Here is a 16,732-nt window from a genome sequence, read left to right as displayed (position 1 = left end):
TGGAACGGGCGACGTTGCAGTGAAACGCAGCAGTGGCCGCAGCCTGGGTTGCCTTACTCGTACTGGATGGTGAAGGTGGCCTGGCCGTTCGCGACACCCGCACCCACCGTGCCGGCCTGGGTCTGCACATAGCGCGCGCGCAGCGGCAAGGTCATCGTGCTGGTGCCGGGGGTGGTGGTACCGATGTTGACGGTCTGGCCGAAGCGCACTTCGCGCTCGGTGCTGCCATCACGCTGGACCATCTGGATGCCGATGCGGGTGGCGCTGTTCGTCGCCGCGCTCAGCTTCAGCACGCCCGGCATGTTCGAGCTGTCCTGGTCGGCATCCAGGCGGATGCCGATCTTGCTCTGGTAGGCCGCAACATTGCTGCCCTGGCAGTTCAGGCGGATCTCGAAGTCACGATTGACCGCCTTGGAACCGACACCGGTGAAGCTGGTGTTGGGCACACTGCCGAAGTCGACGGCAATGTTCCGGCTGCCGGCCTGCACTTCGCAGGTCGGGCTGACCACGGTGGTGCCCGAGCCCTTGAAGGTTGAAGTCAGCACTGGGCGGCTGGCACTGTCACCGTCGAAGTAGTATGTGGTGAAGCGCCCATTGGGCGCGATCACGCCCGAGCCAGTCTGTGCGGCGGTCTTGATCAGCTGGATGCGGAAGCGACCGCCAATCAGCGTAACGGTGCTACCACCGCCAAAGCTGAGCTGATGCGGGTAGTAGACCTGGATCGACCCGGAATCACGGAACAGCTTGATGCCAACACCGGGTACGTCGGTTTCATAGGTATTCGCAAAACCAGGAACCGGGCGCTTCTGTGCCGCGTTGACGTACTCGCCGATCGAACGGCCACCGTTCCAGTCGCAGCTGGCCACACGGTCGCGCTGGGTGATCGACTCGCTGATTTCCTTGATCACACCGCCCACCGGTGTGCTGGGCAGGATCACGATCTGGCCCATGTCCATGGTGACGTCCTGGGCCGTGAACCAGCTGGAGCTGATCCGGCACGCAGCACTGGCCTGCTGCGCCAGCAACACACCACCGAGCACGGCCACGGCAGCCAGCGCCTTGCGGCCTCGGGAAGAAATCATCGGCATGCTGCCTCCAGCGGGATGAAGCCGGTCTTGGACGCATCGGCGCCCGCCGGAACCTGGTAATCGACGGTGCAGCGCTGGTCGGCGCCTGCGCCCCACTCCACCAGCAGGCGGCCCTGGTTCTTTTCGCTGCGCACATACAGGCGGCCGCCCTGGCTGACCATGCCCACCGGCTGGCCCTGCTCGTCCTTGACCTGCGCACCGAACGGCATGGTGCGGCCATCCGGGTTGCGCACCTGGATCAGCAGCGCGTTGCCCTTGCGGGTATCGAAGCGCAGGTAGCTGATGGCACCGGCGAACGGCGCGATCGCCTGGCTGGTGCTTTCCAGCTCGACGTCGTGGGCCATGCCCTGCGGGTCGAGGGTGACGGTGTTGAGGCGGTACGGCGACACGTACGGCACCACGGCGTAGCCGCGGCCATCGACACGCAGGCCCGGGGCGTTGCTGACGATCGCATCGCGCGCGCCCGGTGCTTCCACCAGCACCATGGTGTCGCCACGCTGCGGGGTGAAGGTGAAGCCGCCCGGATGCACGACCACGCTGCCATTGGCACCCACCGAAGCCTGGCGGAAGTCACGCGAGTGGCTGTAGCTGGCGTTCAATGCGGAATAGCGGCTGCGGTATTCGACGTTGCCGATCGCGGTGGTGCTGCCCTCGCGGGAATCGGACAGGGCCGCGCCATAGCTGAAGTTGTTGTCGACACCGGCCGAACCGGTGATGCCAACGCGGCTGTTGTCGTAGCCCCCGCGGTCGCGCACGCCGAGATCAGCACTGAACGACACCGGGTGGGTACCACGGCCCAGCGGCACGCTCATCGACAGCAGGTACTGGGTATCCGAGCGGCCGAGTACGCCCTCTTCGGTGCGCAGCGCCGAGAAGCCGTAGTTCACCGAACGCCAGGCGTTGTTGTAGCCGACCTGGTACTGCTTGGAGGTGCCGGAACGGTCGTAGAAGTCGCGCACCGAGCCGGTCACGTACAGCGCGCCGCCACGACGGCCCAACGGCTGGTTCAGGGTCACCTGGAACTGGCTGCGCTGGCGACCACGGGTGGTCGGATCGATGCCACGCTTGTCCGAATCACGGCCGTACAGCGCATCCTGCAGGCTGTAGAAGCCTTCGGTCGAATAGCGGTAGGCGGCCAGGGTCAGGTTGGTCCCGGTCTCGCCGATCATGTTGCTGTAGCTCAAGCGCACGCTGGCACCGGTGTGGTTGCCGTAGTGGTCGAACGTCGTACGTGCGTGGGTGACGTCGGCGGCGAACGCGCCTACCGGCGTGGACAGGCCGACGCCGTACAGCAGCGACAGGTAGCCGTCGCTCAGTGCACTGCCGCCGTACAGCGTCAGCTGGTTGCCGATACCGCGCTGGTAGGTGCCCTGCACCAGCCACGGCTCATCGGCCAGCAGCTTGTTGCGCACCTGGCCGGCGGTCAGCGAGTAGCGCGACACGCCTTCGCGCAGCATCTGCGGCACCGAACCGAACGGCACCTTGAATTCGCGGCGGCGGCCATCGGCCTCGATCACGCTCACTTCCAGATCGCCGCCGTAGCCGGTCGGGTACAGGTCGTCGATGACGAAGCTGCCCGGCGACACGGTGGAGGAGTAGATCAGCTGCTCGTTCTGGCGCACTTCGATGCGTGCATTGGTCTCGGCGATGCCGCGCACGACCGGCGCGTAGCCGCGCAGCGAATCGGGCAGCATGCGGTCGTCGCTGGCCAGGCTGGCACCGCGGTAACCGATCGAGTCGAACAGTTCACCGGTGGTGTAGGCCTCACCGATGGTGAGCATGCCGCGCACCTGCGGAATGCCGCGCTGTGCATAGGTGGCGATGCTCTGCCAATGGCGGCCGTCGCCCTCGGACCAGGTCAGGTTCGAATCGTGGCGGAACTGCCAGCCACCCAGGTTCATGCCGGCGTTGAGGCCGAGGTAGGCACTGCGGTTGCGCTGGCCACCTTCGACACGGCTGTCGCTGTCGATGGCATTGAAGCTGTAGCCGACGAAGCCGGCATTGATGCCGCGGTCCCACAGCGCCGGGTTGACGTAGCCGCGTGCCTCACGGCGCAGGAACACCTGCGGGATGCTCAGGTCGTAGCGCAGGTTGCCGCTGTCATAGACACCATAGGCATTGGCCATGCGCTGCTGGACCGGCACGCAGCTGGTCTTGTCGGTCGGCACGGACGGATCCTGCTGCAGCAGCACGGCTTCGCTGTCCACGCCCATTTCTTCCAGCATCGGCAGCGGCAGGCAGGCGTCGACACGGCCCTGCGCATCGGCCTTGAACTGCAGATCGCGACGGCCCTGCCAGGCACCGTTGACGTAGACGTCGACCCGATAGTTGCCGGCCACCATCGGGTTGCCGTTGCTGAAGGCCGCCAGGTCGACCTGCTTGGCCTGGCCAGACAGGAAGCTGGAATTGAACTGGGCCGACTCCGGTGCACGCGCATTGGCCGCACCACTCTGCGCCATCAGCGCCTGTTCGCCGAGATTGGCCGGGGCAGCCAGCGCCCATCCTGGGCAGGCCACGCCAGCAACCAGCAGGCAAAGCGCCTGATGGATCGACAATGTCAATCTGTTTCCGATCACACTGACATTCCTTCAATTCGCCGCACAGCGGCGGTGGCGGGATGCGCAGGCCAGGGGCCAGCGCGGCGCGTTCAGCCCCCGGTGCTGCCGAGGCGGATGGTGTGTTCCACCCGGCCGCCGTAGTCGTTGATGGTGATGAAGCGGACCTGGTCGGTGCCCGCCGGTGCGGCGAACTCCAGGCTCTGCTTCGGCGCGACCATCGCGCCCTTGTCCTCGACGGCCTTTTCACTGCTGCCGGTCACGGCATGTACTTCGGCCAGAGTGACGTGGAAGGGGCTCGGGTTTTCCACCCGCAGGCGGTCGCCGGTGCGGGTCCAGCGCAGCGCTGCCGGCGCGTCGTTGGCGACGCCCTTCAGGCCCTGCGGCCGGTAGAAAAGCTTCAGGCGCGAACGAAACGCGACCTGCAGGTAATTCTGTTCGCCGCTGTCGGCGTTGTCCGGGGACGGCGGAACATCCAGCACGTTGAGCCAGAACACCGACTCACGGTCGGTCGGCAGCTGCGCGCCGGAGAAGATCAGGCGAAGCGCCTGGCTGCGGCCCGGTTCGACGCGCGCGATCGGCGGCGTCAGCACGAACGGGGCATCGCTGGTATCGGCGGTCTGGTTGGCGTCGCCGCTGTCGATCCAGGCCTGCACCAGCGCCGGCGAATCGCCCACGTTGTCGACCTGCACGGTGACTTCGCGCGCCTGCGCCGGATAGATCACTCGCGTGCCATTGACCACCACGCCGGCCAGAGCGTTCTGGCAGAAGGGCAGCGTGAACGCTGCCAGCAGCAGCGCCCGGGGAAAGATTGCTTTCATCGGAAGTACTACGCTCGAGGTATGTGGCCTGGGGCCGCGATGCACTGGCCGGCGCGTACGCCGGCCAGTGCGGGTACGACTACGATCAGTTGTAGATGATCGTGTACTTGACGCTGCTGGTGACGTCGCCCGGGGTGGCGGCGGCAGTGGCGTAGTACTCAGCGTAGTAGTTCAGGTTGGCGGTGCCGTCGCCGGCCACGGTCACCCACTGCGAGTTGTCCTGGGCCAGACCGGTGCCAGCCGCCTTGATCGGCAGGAACGTGTTGTTCGAGCCCAGCAGCTGCAGCTGCACGTTGGTGGCAGCGTTGGCCGAAGCCTGGTTGACCAGGCGGCCGCTGTTGAAGTCAACGGTGGAACCCGGCTCGAAGTAGGTGGCGACGTTGCCGGCGCTGCACTTGCTCAGGTTGATGGCGAACGGGGTACGGCCCGCAACGGCACCGGCGGTGGCCAGGGTGTTCTTGGACACGGTCGGCAGGTTGACGGCGAAGTCCTTGCCGCCCGGGGTCGAGATGGTGCAGGTCTTGTCGGTCACCTTGCCGTTGAAGGTGATGGTGCCGTCGGCGGCGTTGGCGGCCAGCGGAGCGGCGGCCAGCATCAGAGCGGCGATGATATTGATCTTGTGCATTCGCTTTTACCTAACCCTACTGAAGAGATGAGAAGTAGAGGAGGAAGCAAGGAGCACTGCCGGGCTATCAAGACCCATCCTTGCGTCTCACCTGTGGCCGGACTCGGACATACCTTCCCCTGAATCCGTGACGCAAGTATAGGCACAACTGTGATGAAAGTCTCATTATTTTTCTGAACGCCAATTCATTGACGCTCTAAATGTGACGTGATAGGCGAAATCGAGATTCAGGGAGCGTGGGGAACGTGACGGTGGCCGGATCAGGTCACAAACGACCCCGCATGACGCTCCTGGTGACGCGTTCGGCATGCGCGGAAACAGGCCTTTTTCAGGTGGAAATCGCCTTATTTGATGCGCATCACTCTTTCTTGGTGATGGCCCTAGCAGATTCGGATTTGTCCTATTAAAGACGGATCGAACCTGTCGCTAACTAGGACACACCGAACCAGAGAACGTGTCATGAGGAACTCCATTCTGCTGTGCGTGGCCCTGATGTCCGTCAGCGCACTGGCCCAGGCCAGCAGCGGCAGCATCCGTTTCAGCGGCCGCATCGCCGAGCCGGGCTGCACGACGGCCCTGTCCCAGGGTGAGCTGAGCCTGGCCGCCTGCCCGCCTTCGGCCAAGGGCTCGACGGTGGCCGTGACGGCCCTTGCCGATGGCCAGGCCGCGACGCTGCGCGACGGCAAGCGCCAGGGCCAGAAGCTGTCGGTGTCGGCCAGCGCGATGCGCGCCGGCGATATCGCCTTCTCCGAGCGTTACAGCGTGCAGGCTTCGAAGCAGCAGCCGCTGCAGGGCGCCTACCTGGTGGTGGTCGACTACCTGTAAGCCGGCGTGCCGCAAGCCGACGCGTTTACGCCGGCGGCAGCTCGAAGACCTGGCGCAGATAGGCCAGGTAGCCCGGGTCGTCGCACATGCTCTTGCCCGGCGAATCGCTGAGCTTGGCCACCGGCTGGCCGTTGCAGCGGACCATCTTGATCACGATGTTGAGCGGCGTTGGCCCCAGATCATTGGTCAGGTGGGTGCCGACGCCGAAGGCGACCTGGCAGCGACCACGGAAGTAGTCGTACAGGCGCATCACCTTGGCGATGTCGAGCCCATCGCTGAACACCAGCACCTTGCTGCGTGCATCAACCCGGCGCTGCTGGAAGTGCGCCAGCATGCGGTCGCCCCAGTCGAACGGATCGCCCGAGTCGTGGCGGACACCGTCGAACAGCTTGCAGAAGTACATATCGAAGTCGCGCAGGAACGCATCCAGGCCGACCACGTCGGACAGCGCGATGCCCAGATCGCCGCGATACTCGCGGGCCCACGATTCCAGTGCCGCCACCTGCGAATCGCGCAGGCGCGGGCCCAGCGCCTGGAAGGCCTGCAGATACTCATGGGCCATGGTGCCGTGCGGGGTCATGCCGTACAGGCGGGCGAAGTGCACGTTGCTGGTGCCGACCAGCTGCGGGCCGAGCGCGTCGCGCAGCAGCGGCAGCAGACGGGCGTGCCAGTCACGCGAGTAACGGCGGCGGCTGCCGTAGTCGGCAATGCGGCACTGCTCGAACCCCGGGGTATCGCGCAGCAGCGCGGCCTTGGCCTGCAGGCGGCGCTCACCCTCGGCGAAGTCGGCAGTAGTGGTGTTGCGGAACCAGACTTCGTTGATGATCGCCAGCAGCGGCACTTCGAACAGGATGGTGTGCAGCCACGGACCGGTGATGTCCAGTTCGATCTCGCCGGGCACGGTCTTCGACGCGCGCAGCTGGATGTACTTGCGGTCGAGGTGGAACAGGCCGAGGAAATCGGCGAAGTCGGGCTTCACGAACCGCAGGCCACGCATGTAGTCCAGCTCCGCGTCGCTGAAACGCAGGCTGCACAGGTGGTCGATCTCTTCGTCGATCTGGTCGATGTAGTGGGCCAGGTCGATGCCGGGCGTGCGGCACTTGAACCGGTACTGCACCTGGGCACCGGGGTGCTGGTGGAGCACCGCCTGCATCATGGTGAACTTGTACAGGTCGGTGTCGAGCAGGGACTGGATGATAGGCATGGGGCGGATTATGCGCCCGGCGGAGTGAACCGTGGGCGCGCCTGCCTTCCGTAGAGCCGGGCCCACGCCCGGCGGATTGTTGCCTGAGCCGAGCGTGGGCTCGGCTCTACAACGACCTACGCAGCAGGCGCGGCACCAGCATCAGGGCGTGCGCCCAGATCGCGCCCCACACCGCCACCCGTACCGGCAGCGAACGCTGCCTGGCCTCGAACTTCTGGAAATAGCGCCACAGGCCCTTGTGCTTGTGCCATTCGACGAAGAACGGCCGCGAGCGGCTGGAGACGCCACGAACGTGGGTGACCTGCAGGTCATTGGCGATCGCCACCACCGCCCCCGCTTCGCGCGCGCGCCGGCACAGGTCCAGGTCTTCAGCGTGCAGACGATAGCCGGCGTCCCAGCCTCCGATGCAGTCGAACAATGCACGCGGCATCATCAGCAGCGCGCCTGACAACGCCGGCACCCGCTGCAGCGCCTGCTGCGGGTCACGCGGCACCGCCAGCTTCGAGCCCTTGCCTGGCGAGCGCAGCATCATCAGGAAGTCCGGGTCGCGGCGGCGCACGGCCTCGTCGGCAAGGCCCTGCTCGTCGACCTGTTCGACGCCGAGCAGGCAATCGCCCAGCGCTTCCGCGCGGCTGCGCAGTGCGGCCAGTGTTTCCGGTTCGACCATCAGGTCAGGGTTGATGAAGGCCAGCCATGGGCTGTGCGAATCGGCCACGCCCTGGTTGTTGGCGGCGGCAAAGCCGGGATTGTCCGGATTGCCGACGAAACGCACGCGCGGGTCGTGGCTGGCATGGCGCTGCACGATATCCAGCGTGCCATCCATCGAGCCATTGTCGATCACCCGGATCTCGGCCACGTCCTGCGCCTGGCGCAGGCGCGAGAGACAGGCATCGATGGTGCTGCCGCTCTGGTAGGTGACGACAATGGCGGCAATGGCAACATTCAAGCAGGAGGCTCCGGCGCGGAAGACGGGACGAACAGGTCCCCCTGTTCCTTCGGCATTATCGCCTGCCGCATGCGCTGCTGCAGATCGGCGCGCAGCCCGTGCAGTGGATCGTGCATCAGGAAGTCAGCCAGCCGAGGCACCCAGCCCGGCCAGCGCGCGGCCAGGGCCTCGAGATCGCCATCGCGGCTGACCGCCTCCCCTGCCCGGCTGATGAAGGCGGTCTCGCACAACACGTTGCGCCATCCCAGGCCGGCCATGCGCAGGCTCAGGTCCACCAGCGCCGCGTTCCAGCCGGCATAGCTGTCCACGTCCAGGCCCCCGGCACGCCGGCGCGCGTTGCCCCGCACCAGCACCGCGTGGGTGACCGCCGACGGCAGCTCCGGGTGCAGCGTTGGCAGGCCGGCACAGGTCTGCGCCAGCAGCGCGGCATCGTCGGGTTCCGGATTGATCTCGCCCAGCCGGGGCCACGCAGCGGTTTCGCCGGCATTGCACCATGGGGTTGCGGTCGCGATGGCGGCATCGCGGGCGAAGGCGTCCTGCAGCTGCTGCAGCCAGCCCGGCGCGGGCACGCTGTCCGGTGCCAGCACCGCCACGTCCATGCCATCGCAGGCGCGCAGCATCTCGTCCAGGTGGGCGACTTCACCCAGCGGCCGTGCACGCCGGGTGTACTCGGCCTGCAGCGGTGTATGTGCCAACCAGTGTTCCACCACCGCCTGCGCACGCGGCCCGGTCTGCGCATCGTCGGCCAGCCAGACCGCGGTCCCCGGCGCGGTGCCCGCATCCAGTGCGGCCAGGCAGCGGTCGAGCGCGGCATCGTCCACGCACAGCGGCAACAACACGATCGCCCCCATCCCGCCTCCGTGGTTGTCGGTAGCCACAGCCTAGCACTGGGAGGGTATCGGCCGGGTTGCACCCGGCACCCGCTTCAGGCCAGAGCCGAAGCCGAAGCAACAGCAGAAGCCGGCTATCCGTGGGATGGCGGGTTGGGTCCGGTTGCGGGGGACGCCGTAAACCCGTCCCTGGGGGCTTGGCCGCGGCATCCATGCCGCGGACACCCCCGCAACCGGACCCAACCCGCCTTCGACAGATTTCTGCGATCTGCAGTAGATCCACGCCATGCGTGGATGAATCTCTATCGAAATCGAATATTTCGAACTGGAATCGAAAAGCATCCACGCATGGCGTGGATCTACCGTGTCGACCAAGGTCGACACCTACCAACAGCCGCGGGAATCTGTCGAAGGCGGGGCACTGTGGGTTTGCGGGGTGTGAGCCGCATGGATGCGGCGACCAAGCCTACATGGACGTATTTACGGCGTCCCCGCAAACCCACAGTGCCCCGCCACCCCTCAGTAAACCCGCTGTTGCCGTTGCTCTGGCTCTGGCTCCGGCTCTAGCCTCTGCGGGTGCCGGGCGCAGCCCGGCCGTAAACCCCCTACTTCTTTGCGCGCGGCTGGTTCAGCGGTTCCATCGCGCGGAAGCGCTGGCTGTACTCGTCGGTCAGATTGCGCGCTTCCTGGCTGTTGCGCACGATGCTCGGGGTCAGCAGCACGATCACTTCGGAACGGCGGCTGGTGCGGCTCTTCTGCCCGAACAGCGCGCCCACCACCGGAATCCGGCTCAGGCCGGGAATGCCGCTGCTGCCATCGGTGGCCGAATCGGTGATCAGGCCGGCCAGCATGATGGTGTCGCCGCTCTGCACCGCCGCTTCGGTCGACAGCTTCTTGGTGGAAATCCTCGGGTTGCAGTTGCGCTCGGTCGGATTGCAGTTGTCAGGCACGTTCGAAGCGCTGCTCACTTCCTGCACGATGTCGAGGAACACCGTGCCATCGCGGGTCACGCGCGGGCGCACCTTCAGGATCACGCCGGTGTCGATGTACTGCACCGAACTGTAGGTGCCGGTGCCCAGGCCGGTGTTCACCGTAGTCGTGTTGATCGGCACCTTGTCGCCCACGTTGAGCGTGGCCTCGGCGTTGTTGCGCACGAACACCGAAGGGGTCTGCAGCAGGCGTACATCGGTGACCTTGTCCAGCGCGCTCACCACCGCCGCACCATTGTGGCCGGTGAACGCCCAGCCCAGGCCTTCGCCACCGGTCGCGGCACCGGCGAAGCTGCTCCAGGAGCCACCCGCTGCTGCCGGCAGGGTCACGCCGCCCAAGGCTCCCGTCAGCGCACGCCCGGCCACAGCGTTGTCGAAGAACCAGTTCACGCCGTACTTCAGGTCACCGTCCAGCGAGACTTCGGCCACCTGCGCTTCGATATGTACCTGCAGCGGCATCACGTCCAGCTTCTCGATCACTTCGCGGATCGAGCGCCAGGCCTGCGGGGTCGAGCGCACCAGCAGGGTATTGGTTTCCTCCACCGCCGACACGCCCACGCGATCGCCCTCCACTTCCAGGCTGACGCTGACGTTGCCGGACTGGCGCTGCGGCAGGTTCATGCTGCCGTTGCCGGCACCACTGGAACCGCTGCCCGGGGTCGAGCCGAAACTGCTGCTGTTGTTGCTGTCCATGCCACGGTCGCCGTCGCTGCCCAGCTGCGACGGCATCGCACCCGGGGCCAGCGAGGCCGGGCTGGAACCGCCACGGTTGCCGCTGCTGGCGAAGGCTTCACTGAGCCGTTCGGCCAGGTCACGCGCCTTGATGTAGCGCAGCTCGTAGGAGAACAGGCGGGCACTGCCACCGGCCGTATCAATGCGGTCCAGCCACTGCTGGATCTGGTCCAGGTAGCGCACCTGCGGGGTGATCACCAGCACCGCGTTGGCGTTTTCCAGGGGCAGGAAGCGGAACATGCCGGCGCTGGGCGTCTTGCTCTCCTCGCCGAACACTTTCTCCAGGTCGGCAGCCACCTGTTCGGCCTTGCCCGACTGGATCGGGAACACGCCCACCGACATGCCCGACAGCCAGTCGACGTCGAAGATCTCGACGGTGCGCATGTAGTTTTCCAGCTCGGCGCGGGTACCGCCCAGGGTGATCACGTTGCGGCCGCTGTCGACGTTGACGATGGCATTGGGCCGCGCATACGGCTCCAGTACCTTCTTCATTTCGGTGGCGGAGATGAACTGCAGCGGGATGACCCGTACCTCGAAGCCTCGCGCACTGGCAGCGGGCGCCGTGCTCGGCGCGACCGTACCGGCCAGCGCCTGGTCGGCGGCGACGATGTTGTAGCGGCCACCGCTGTAGACCATGCGTGCGTTGTTCCAGCCCAGCACCATCTCCAGCAGGTTCAACGCCTGCGCCGGCGACACCGGCTTGGGCGTGGCCAGGGTGACCGTGCCCTGCACCCCCGGTGCGATCACGTAGTTCTGGCCCAGCATGTCACCGAGGATGGCCTTGACCACCGCATGCACCGATTCGCCTTCGAAATTGAAGGTTGCTTCACCGGTGCTGGCGCCATGCAGTGCCGGTGCCGGTGCGCGTGCTGCTTCGCGGTTGATCATGGTGCCGGTGCCACGGCGGATCACCGCCTGCGGAGCGCCCTGGGCGTCACGGGCAGCATCGGCGGCGACATCGGCCGCCTGGCCGGCCTCGGCAGTGGGCGACAGATTGCCCTTGCGCTGCACATGCGGCGCGGACACGGTGCTGCAGCCGACCAGCAGCGCGAGGGCAAAGGACCAGGGAAGGAAACGCAGGCTCATGCATTCACTCTATCGGTTGGTGCCATCGCCCGGGGGCGGCGACGGTTGTTGCTGCTGTTGTTGTTGCTGCAGCTGGCGGCGACGGGCCTGGATGCGTTCGCGGATGGCCTGCATCTGCGCTTCGCTGGGGCCGTTGTTGGTGGCAGGCGGTGTGGCGGCCGCCGCAGCCGAGGGCGCTGGCGTACTGGCAGCAGGCGACGGCGATGGGGTTGCCGCAGCCGGCGGCGGTGCAGGCGGAGCGCCTGCCGGGGGCGGCACAACGATCGCACCTGCCGGCGGCGCACCGTTGGCGCCGCGCAGCACGGTCGGCGGCTCACCGCCCTGGCCGTTGAAGACCGCCAGTTCCAGCACCTGGTTGCCACCGGGGCCGATCACGGTGGCCTGGCGCGGCTGCAATGCCACCAGCTGCCAGCCGTCGACGGCTTCACCGTTGAGGCGCAGGCGCAACGAACGGTTCTGTTCGGTGGTGAAGGTGGCCATGCCGAAGTCGCCGGTCAACAGCACGCCGGTCAGGCGCAGCGCGGCGCTGGCGGCAGGCTCGCTGCCACCGAGCAGGTAGGGCTTCGGCCTGCGGTCCTCGGCGAACAGCGGTCGCTCGCCGATGGCGCTGTAGCTGTCGGCGCTGGCCATGCGTTCTGCGGCCAACGGCGGCAGCACCGGCAACGAAGGCACCGCATCGGCATCGCCATCCGCACCTGGCAGCTGGCTGCCCAGGCCGAAGCCGGTGGCCAGCCAGACCGCTGCCGCCCAGCCGGCCAGTGCCAGCAGGAAACCGGTGCGCAGGCTGATCTGCTCAAGCTTCATCGGCCACCTCCTGCCCCTCTTCCGGCGCAGCCGGTGAGGGTGCCGGTGCAGGTGCAGCCGAAGGCGGTTGCGGCGCCGCGCCCGGCTCGGCTGCAGGTGCCGGCGCAGCGCCATCGGCAGCGGCACCGGGCAGCAGGTAACCGGCCAGTTCGAACGACACGTCCAGGCCGAGCCCGGATTCATTCGGCGACTGCTGGAAGCGCTGCGCGATCAGGTTGAGGTTGTCGACGAACAGGCGCGGGCTGCCGGTTTCCAGGCTGTGCAGCACCGTGGCCAGTTCGGCCACACCGCAACGCAGGCGCACCTGCATGGCAACGCGTACGAACTCGGCGTCACGACGGTTGTCGGTCAGTGGCGTGCGGTTGCTGATGGTGCAGCTGCGGTTGCCCGGGCTGGCCATCGCCACCGCATCCTGCAGCTTCGCGCCGAGCGCAGCGGCTGCAGCTTCGGCGGTGGCTTCACGCAGGAAGCCCGGCCGCTGCTGCAGTGCCTCGCGGGTGGCGCGCAGGCGTTGTTCGATCTGCGGCTGCTGCTGCAGCTGCGCCTGCACGCGCTGTTCGCGCTCGCGCAGGGCGGCCACGTCGGCATCGATTTCGCGCAGCGGCTGGGTGAACCAGGGGTGCACCAGCAGCAGGTAGGCCAGGCCCAGCACTGCGAGCAGCAGCGCCAGTGCCAGCCAGCGGTCACGGCGTGCGCTTGGCATCGGCATCGGCCGCCTCCCGGGTCAGGGCCGCAGCCGGCAACGGCTGCAGTTCGGCGGTCATGGTGAAGCGGTCACGGCCACTGGCGGCGCCATCGGCCTGCAGTACGCCGGTCAGATTGACCTTGCGCCACTGCGGCGCATCCTGCAGCAGCTGCACCAGTTGCGAGGCCTCGCGGCTCAGGCCGATCAGCTGCAGGTTGTTGTTCTCGATGGCCAGCTTTTCCAGGTAGGTGCCCTCCGGCAGGCGCCGGGTCAGTTCATTCCAGATTTCCACCGTTCCGGCGCGCTGGCTGCGCTGCTTTTCCAGGAACGCGGCACCATCGATCAGCGCCTGCAGCTGCGCGCGTTCGCTGGCAACACCACGCGCACTGCGCGCACTGCGTTCAACCTGCGCACGCAGCTCATCGGCGGCGGCACGGCGGTTGTCGAGCAGCTGCAGGGCCGCCAGCACCAGCATCACCAGCGCGGCCACGGCCAGCAGCACATTCCAGCGCCGCGTCGGATCCACCCGCAGCTGGCGCTGCCCTGGCGGCAACAGATTCACCTGCAGGGGGTCACCGTGGGCGTCGATGGCATCGACACCGGCCAGTGCATCAGCCCACTCGCCCACGCTGGCGCGCCACGCTTCAAGCTGGCGCAGTGGCCAGGCGACCAGTTCGACCTGCAGCTGGCCTTCGGCGGCGCTCCCGAGTTCACGCACGTCATAGCTGACCTGGCTGGATTCGAACGGCGTCTGGCGGTCGATCTCGAAACCGACCACGGCGCGCAGGCGGTCGGCCGCAGCCGCAGGCAGGCGCAGATGACGACGCAGTACCTCGCTGGCCGGCAGCAGCCACACCCGCGGCAGGCTGCGCAGTCGCGGTTCCAGCACGCGGTCCAGTTCGGCCGGCGACAGCGGCCACGGCACGCTGGCCACCGCTTCGCGGCGCTCACCGGCCTCTCGCCAGACCTGCAGCTGGTCACCCTGGCGCTGCAGCAGCAGGCGCGCCTGTGCCCAGCCCAGTGCCCACTGCCAACGTGCCGGCACCCAGGCCAGCAGCGATTGCCGCCACCAGCGCAGGAAACGGCCGGCACCAGGGCCGATCCGGCCCTGCACCTGCCGCACACTGTCCTGCCATGCCGTCATCTTGCTGTCATTCCCTGCTCCCAGCGAAGCACTGTGTAGGACCGCCCGGGAACCCCGCCCGAGCCATTGCGTACCACTGCCTGCAACACCGACCGGCGTCCACTGCCGTCGGTTGCACGAGACTCGATACTATAGGTGCCGCTGCTGCTGGCAAGCGTTGTCGCACCGCCAGCGGTATCTGCGTCACGCTCCTGCTGCGCGCGCTGCGCCAGCACGGTATCCGCATCCAGGCCCAGTGCGGTCAGCACCGGCGCGCTGGCGTACTGGGGATCCGGGCGCGCCTGGCGGCTGTACAGGGTCAGGTGCGGCAGCATGGCCTTGTACAATGGGCCACGCATGCCCAGTACCCGCTGCAGTTCGCCGAGCGTCTCGAAACGCTTGTTGCGCGGGCCATACGGCAACCCGGCCGCCGCATAGTCCGGCGCTTCGGCGCCGCCACCCGGTTGCAGCAGGCTGTCTTCATCACGCCAGTCGACAATGGCGCCGGCCATCTGCCGGGCCGCCCCTTCGTCTTCGCCGAGCGCCTTGAGGAACGCGGTCAGCAGGGTCACGTCGGCCAGGTTCAGGTTGATCTTGCCGTTCTCGTCCAGCACCTTGATCTCGATGCTGGCGTCATCGAACTGCCAGCGGTAGGTGCGGCCATCGGCACGCCAGGGCGCCCGCAGCGGATCGGCGGACAGCCGCAGCAGCGCGTACTCCAGGCCGGCGCGCGCCCGTTCCTGGCCACGTGCGTCATCATCCAGCACCCGCTGCTGCAGATGCTCGACCCGTGCGCTCAGCGCGAACGCACCGACCAGCGCGGTCATCAATGCGATCAACCACAGCACCAGGACCAGTGCCGCACCGTGTTGCCGGTTCATCGCGCGCCTCCGCTGCCACCCGCGCGCGGTGCCACCACCAGGGTGGGCCAGGGCGCCCCCTTGGCGGGCACGATCTGGATCTCCACCAGCATCGGCAGGCGACGGGTATCGTCCCAGCGCGGCATCCAGTCGCTCATCTGGCCGGTACTGGCATCGATGCCGCGATAGCGCAGCTGCACCGACTTCAGGCTCTCCACCAGCACTTCCGGTGGGCGCGGCGGATTCTCGGCGATGCGCTCGCCTTCCTGCAGCAGCACCAGGTCCAGCAGCAGGCGCTGCTGGCCATTGCGGCCGTCCACCTGCAGCGCGTGCAGGTAGGCTCCGCCACGGCCGAGGTAACCCGGGAGATCAGCGGCGAACATCATGCGCTGTTCTTCGCCCTGGAAGAAGATCGGTTCGCGGGTGGGATCGGGGACTTCCAGCGGCGTGCGCAGCGCACCGGCCAGCTGCCGCCGCAACAGGGCCTGCACCGCGCGCATGCGCTCACTCTCGGCCGCAATCTGCTCGCCACGCTGGCTGACCGCCATCGCCGAGCGCACGCTGGCGAACGCCAGCGCCAGGCCACCGGCCAGCAGCACCGTGGCCAGCATCACTTCAACCAAGGTGAAACCTGCAGCACGGCGCTTCATCGCGCACGCTCCAGGTCCGGCGGCAGCAGGCGCAGGCTGCGCCAGCGCAGCTGCTCGCGTTCGCTGTCACCCCAACGCACCTGCAGCTGCAGTTCGGCCAGCCAGGGGGCACCGGCCGACGGTGACTGCACGACGCTGCCTGCACGTGGCTCCACCCACGGCTGCACCTGCAGTTCCCAGTGGTAGCGTCCCTGTTCCCAGTCGCCCTGCTGGCTGCCCACCTGCAGCGGCGTGGCGACGCCGGTTTCGGCCAGCAACGACTGCGCATGCAGTATCGCGCGCGTGCGCACTTCGGCCTCACGCACCTGCCTGGCCCCCCCGGACAGGCTGCCCAGCAGCAGGGTCAGCGCCAGCCCGAGCAGGGCAAAGGCGATGATCACTTCCAGCAGGGTGAAGCCGCGGGCGCGCTGCTTCATTGCGCCCGCCAGGGGCCGGAGCGGACCTCACCGGTCAGCCAGCCCACGTCGATGCGCCATTCGGCGTCGTCACGCTGCAGCCGGATGCGGCCGCCGCTGGAGCCGCCATCGGGATGGAACTCGATCACGCCCTGTCCTGGCGCGGTGGCCAGCTGCGCGGCGCCTTCGAACTGCACCTGCAGCTGTGCCGGTACGTCGCCGTGGCGCTGGTTGGCGCCTTCCCAGCGCCGCTTGGCCGGCTCGATGACAAAGCGCTGCGGCTCGCCGCGGGCGATCGCCTGCGCGCGCACCACGCGCAGCTGGTTGGCGATGTCCTTGCCGGCGCTGCGCAGCTGCATGCCGGCGAAACCGCGCGACAGGCCGGCAGCGGTGATCAGGCCGATCGCGGCGATCAGCGCGATCACCAGCAGCATTTCCAGCAGCGACAGACCCGCTGCGCGCCTGCCGGGCAGGCGCGGGCGTGGCAACCGGCGCGGCAGGAAATGCAACATGC

At 67.5% G+C, this 16,732-nt stretch carries 16 protein-coding genes; 1 reads left to right on the top strand and 15 read right to left on the bottom strand.

The genetic code is table 11. From position 1 onward, the window contains the following. Positions 1–53 precede the first annotated feature (53 nt). The 4 genes from ACW5IY_RS02805 to ACW5IY_RS02790 all read right to left on the bottom strand — a co-directional run bounded on the left by ACW5IY_RS02805 (position 54) and on the right by ACW5IY_RS02790 (position 5,089). The gene (locus ACW5IY_RS02805) at positions 54–1,088 is read right to left on the bottom strand and encodes a fimbrial protein (RefSeq protein ID WP_049435648.1); all 1,035 of its coding nucleotides are present in this window, start codon (positions 1,086–1,088) and stop codon (positions 54–56) included. Next, positions 1,079–3,643, bottom strand: coding sequence for a fimbria/pilus outer membrane usher protein (locus ACW5IY_RS02800; RefSeq protein WP_049435650.1), 2,565 nt, complete (start codon positions 3,641–3,643; stop codon positions 1,079–1,081). Before ACW5IY_RS02800 ends, ACW5IY_RS02805 begins: the two co-directional genes overlap by 10 nt. Before the next feature lie 92 nt (positions 3,644–3,735). Continuing rightward, complete coding sequence (locus ACW5IY_RS02795) at positions 3,736–4,464, bottom strand: fimbrial biogenesis chaperone (RefSeq protein WP_049411192.1); 729 nt, start codon at positions 4,462–4,464, stop codon at positions 3,736–3,738. Between the two features lie 85 nt (positions 4,465–4,549). Continuing rightward, a complete protein-coding gene (locus tag ACW5IY_RS02790) occupies positions 4,550–5,089 on the bottom strand; it encodes a fimbrial protein (RefSeq protein WP_010482005.1) in 540 nt (179 codons plus the stop codon). 459 nt (positions 5,090–5,548) lie between these two features. Here ACW5IY_RS02790 and ACW5IY_RS02785 point away from each other — a divergent pair, with 459 nt between their 5' ends. After that, positions 5,549–5,914, top strand: coding sequence for a hypothetical protein (locus ACW5IY_RS02785; protein ID WP_010482007.1), 366 nt, complete (start codon positions 5,549–5,551; stop codon positions 5,912–5,914). Positions 5,915–5,939: 25 nt separating this feature from the next. On the opposite strand, the gene pncB is transcribed toward ACW5IY_RS02785, so the two are convergent. The 11 genes from pncB to xpsH all read right to left on the bottom strand — a co-directional run bounded on the left by pncB (position 5,940) and on the right by xpsH (position 16,730). Then, complete coding sequence (pncB, locus tag ACW5IY_RS02780) at positions 5,940–7,118, bottom strand: nicotinate phosphoribosyltransferase (protein WP_010482009.1); 1,179 nt, start codon at positions 7,116–7,118, stop codon at positions 5,940–5,942. Positions 7,119–7,224: 106 nt separating this feature from the next. Then, positions 7,225–8,064 (bottom strand): glycosyltransferase family 2 protein, encoded by an 840-nt coding sequence (locus tag ACW5IY_RS02775; RefSeq protein WP_049435651.1) that lies wholly within the window; start codon positions 8,062–8,064, stop codon positions 7,225–7,227. Further along, the gene (locus ACW5IY_RS02770) at positions 8,061–8,915 is read right to left on the bottom strand and encodes a glycosyltransferase family 2 protein (RefSeq protein ID WP_049435652.1); all 855 of its coding nucleotides are present in this window, start codon (positions 8,913–8,915) and stop codon (positions 8,061–8,063) included. Before ACW5IY_RS02770 ends, ACW5IY_RS02775 begins: the two co-directional genes overlap by 4 nt. A 584-nt stretch (positions 8,916–9,499) precedes the next feature. Continuing rightward, a complete protein-coding gene (gspD, locus tag ACW5IY_RS02765) occupies positions 9,500–11,701 on the bottom strand; it encodes a type II secretion system secretin GspD (RefSeq protein ID WP_049435131.1) in 2,202 nt (733 codons plus the stop codon). A gap of 9 nt (positions 11,702–11,710) precedes the next feature. After that, positions 11,711–12,505, bottom strand: coding sequence for a hypothetical protein (locus tag ACW5IY_RS02760; protein ID WP_049435130.1), 795 nt, complete (start codon positions 12,503–12,505; stop codon positions 11,711–11,713). Next, positions 12,495–13,214, bottom strand: coding sequence for a type II secretion system protein GspM (gspM, locus tag ACW5IY_RS02755; protein ID WP_049435129.1), 720 nt, complete (start codon positions 13,212–13,214; stop codon positions 12,495–12,497). Before gspM ends, ACW5IY_RS02760 begins: the two co-directional genes overlap by 11 nt. Next, positions 13,189–14,334, bottom strand: coding sequence for a PilN domain-containing protein (locus ACW5IY_RS02750; protein WP_049435128.1), 1,146 nt, complete (start codon positions 14,332–14,334; stop codon positions 13,189–13,191). The genes gspM and ACW5IY_RS02750 overlap by 26 nt, the downstream gene beginning before the upstream one ends. After that, positions 14,331–15,194, bottom strand: a complete 864-nt coding sequence (locus ACW5IY_RS02745) for a general secretion pathway protein GspK (RefSeq protein ID WP_049435127.1) — start codon at positions 15,192–15,194, stop codon at positions 14,331–14,333. Before ACW5IY_RS02745 ends, ACW5IY_RS02750 begins: the two co-directional genes overlap by 4 nt. After that, complete coding sequence (locus ACW5IY_RS02740; RefSeq protein ID WP_049435126.1) at positions 15,191–15,823, bottom strand: type II secretion system protein J; 633 nt, start codon at positions 15,821–15,823, stop codon at positions 15,191–15,193. Before ACW5IY_RS02740 ends, ACW5IY_RS02745 begins: the two co-directional genes overlap by 4 nt. Continuing rightward, positions 15,820–16,239, bottom strand: coding sequence for a type II secretion system protein XpsI (gene xpsI, locus ACW5IY_RS02735; RefSeq protein ID WP_049435125.1), 420 nt, complete (start codon positions 16,237–16,239; stop codon positions 15,820–15,822). The genes ACW5IY_RS02740 and xpsI overlap by 4 nt, the downstream gene beginning before the upstream one ends. Continuing rightward, positions 16,236–16,730, bottom strand: coding sequence for a type II secretion system protein XpsH (gene xpsH / locus ACW5IY_RS02730; RefSeq protein ID WP_043402658.1), 495 nt, complete (start codon positions 16,728–16,730; stop codon positions 16,236–16,238). The genes xpsI and xpsH overlap by 4 nt, the downstream gene beginning before the upstream one ends. Positions 16,731–16,732: the final 2 nt, after the last annotated feature.

This window comes from Stenotrophomonas sp. C-A, assembly GCF_054030835.1.
Note: the sequence above shows the minus strand (reverse complement) of the source record. Positions and strands in the feature narration are given on the sequence as shown.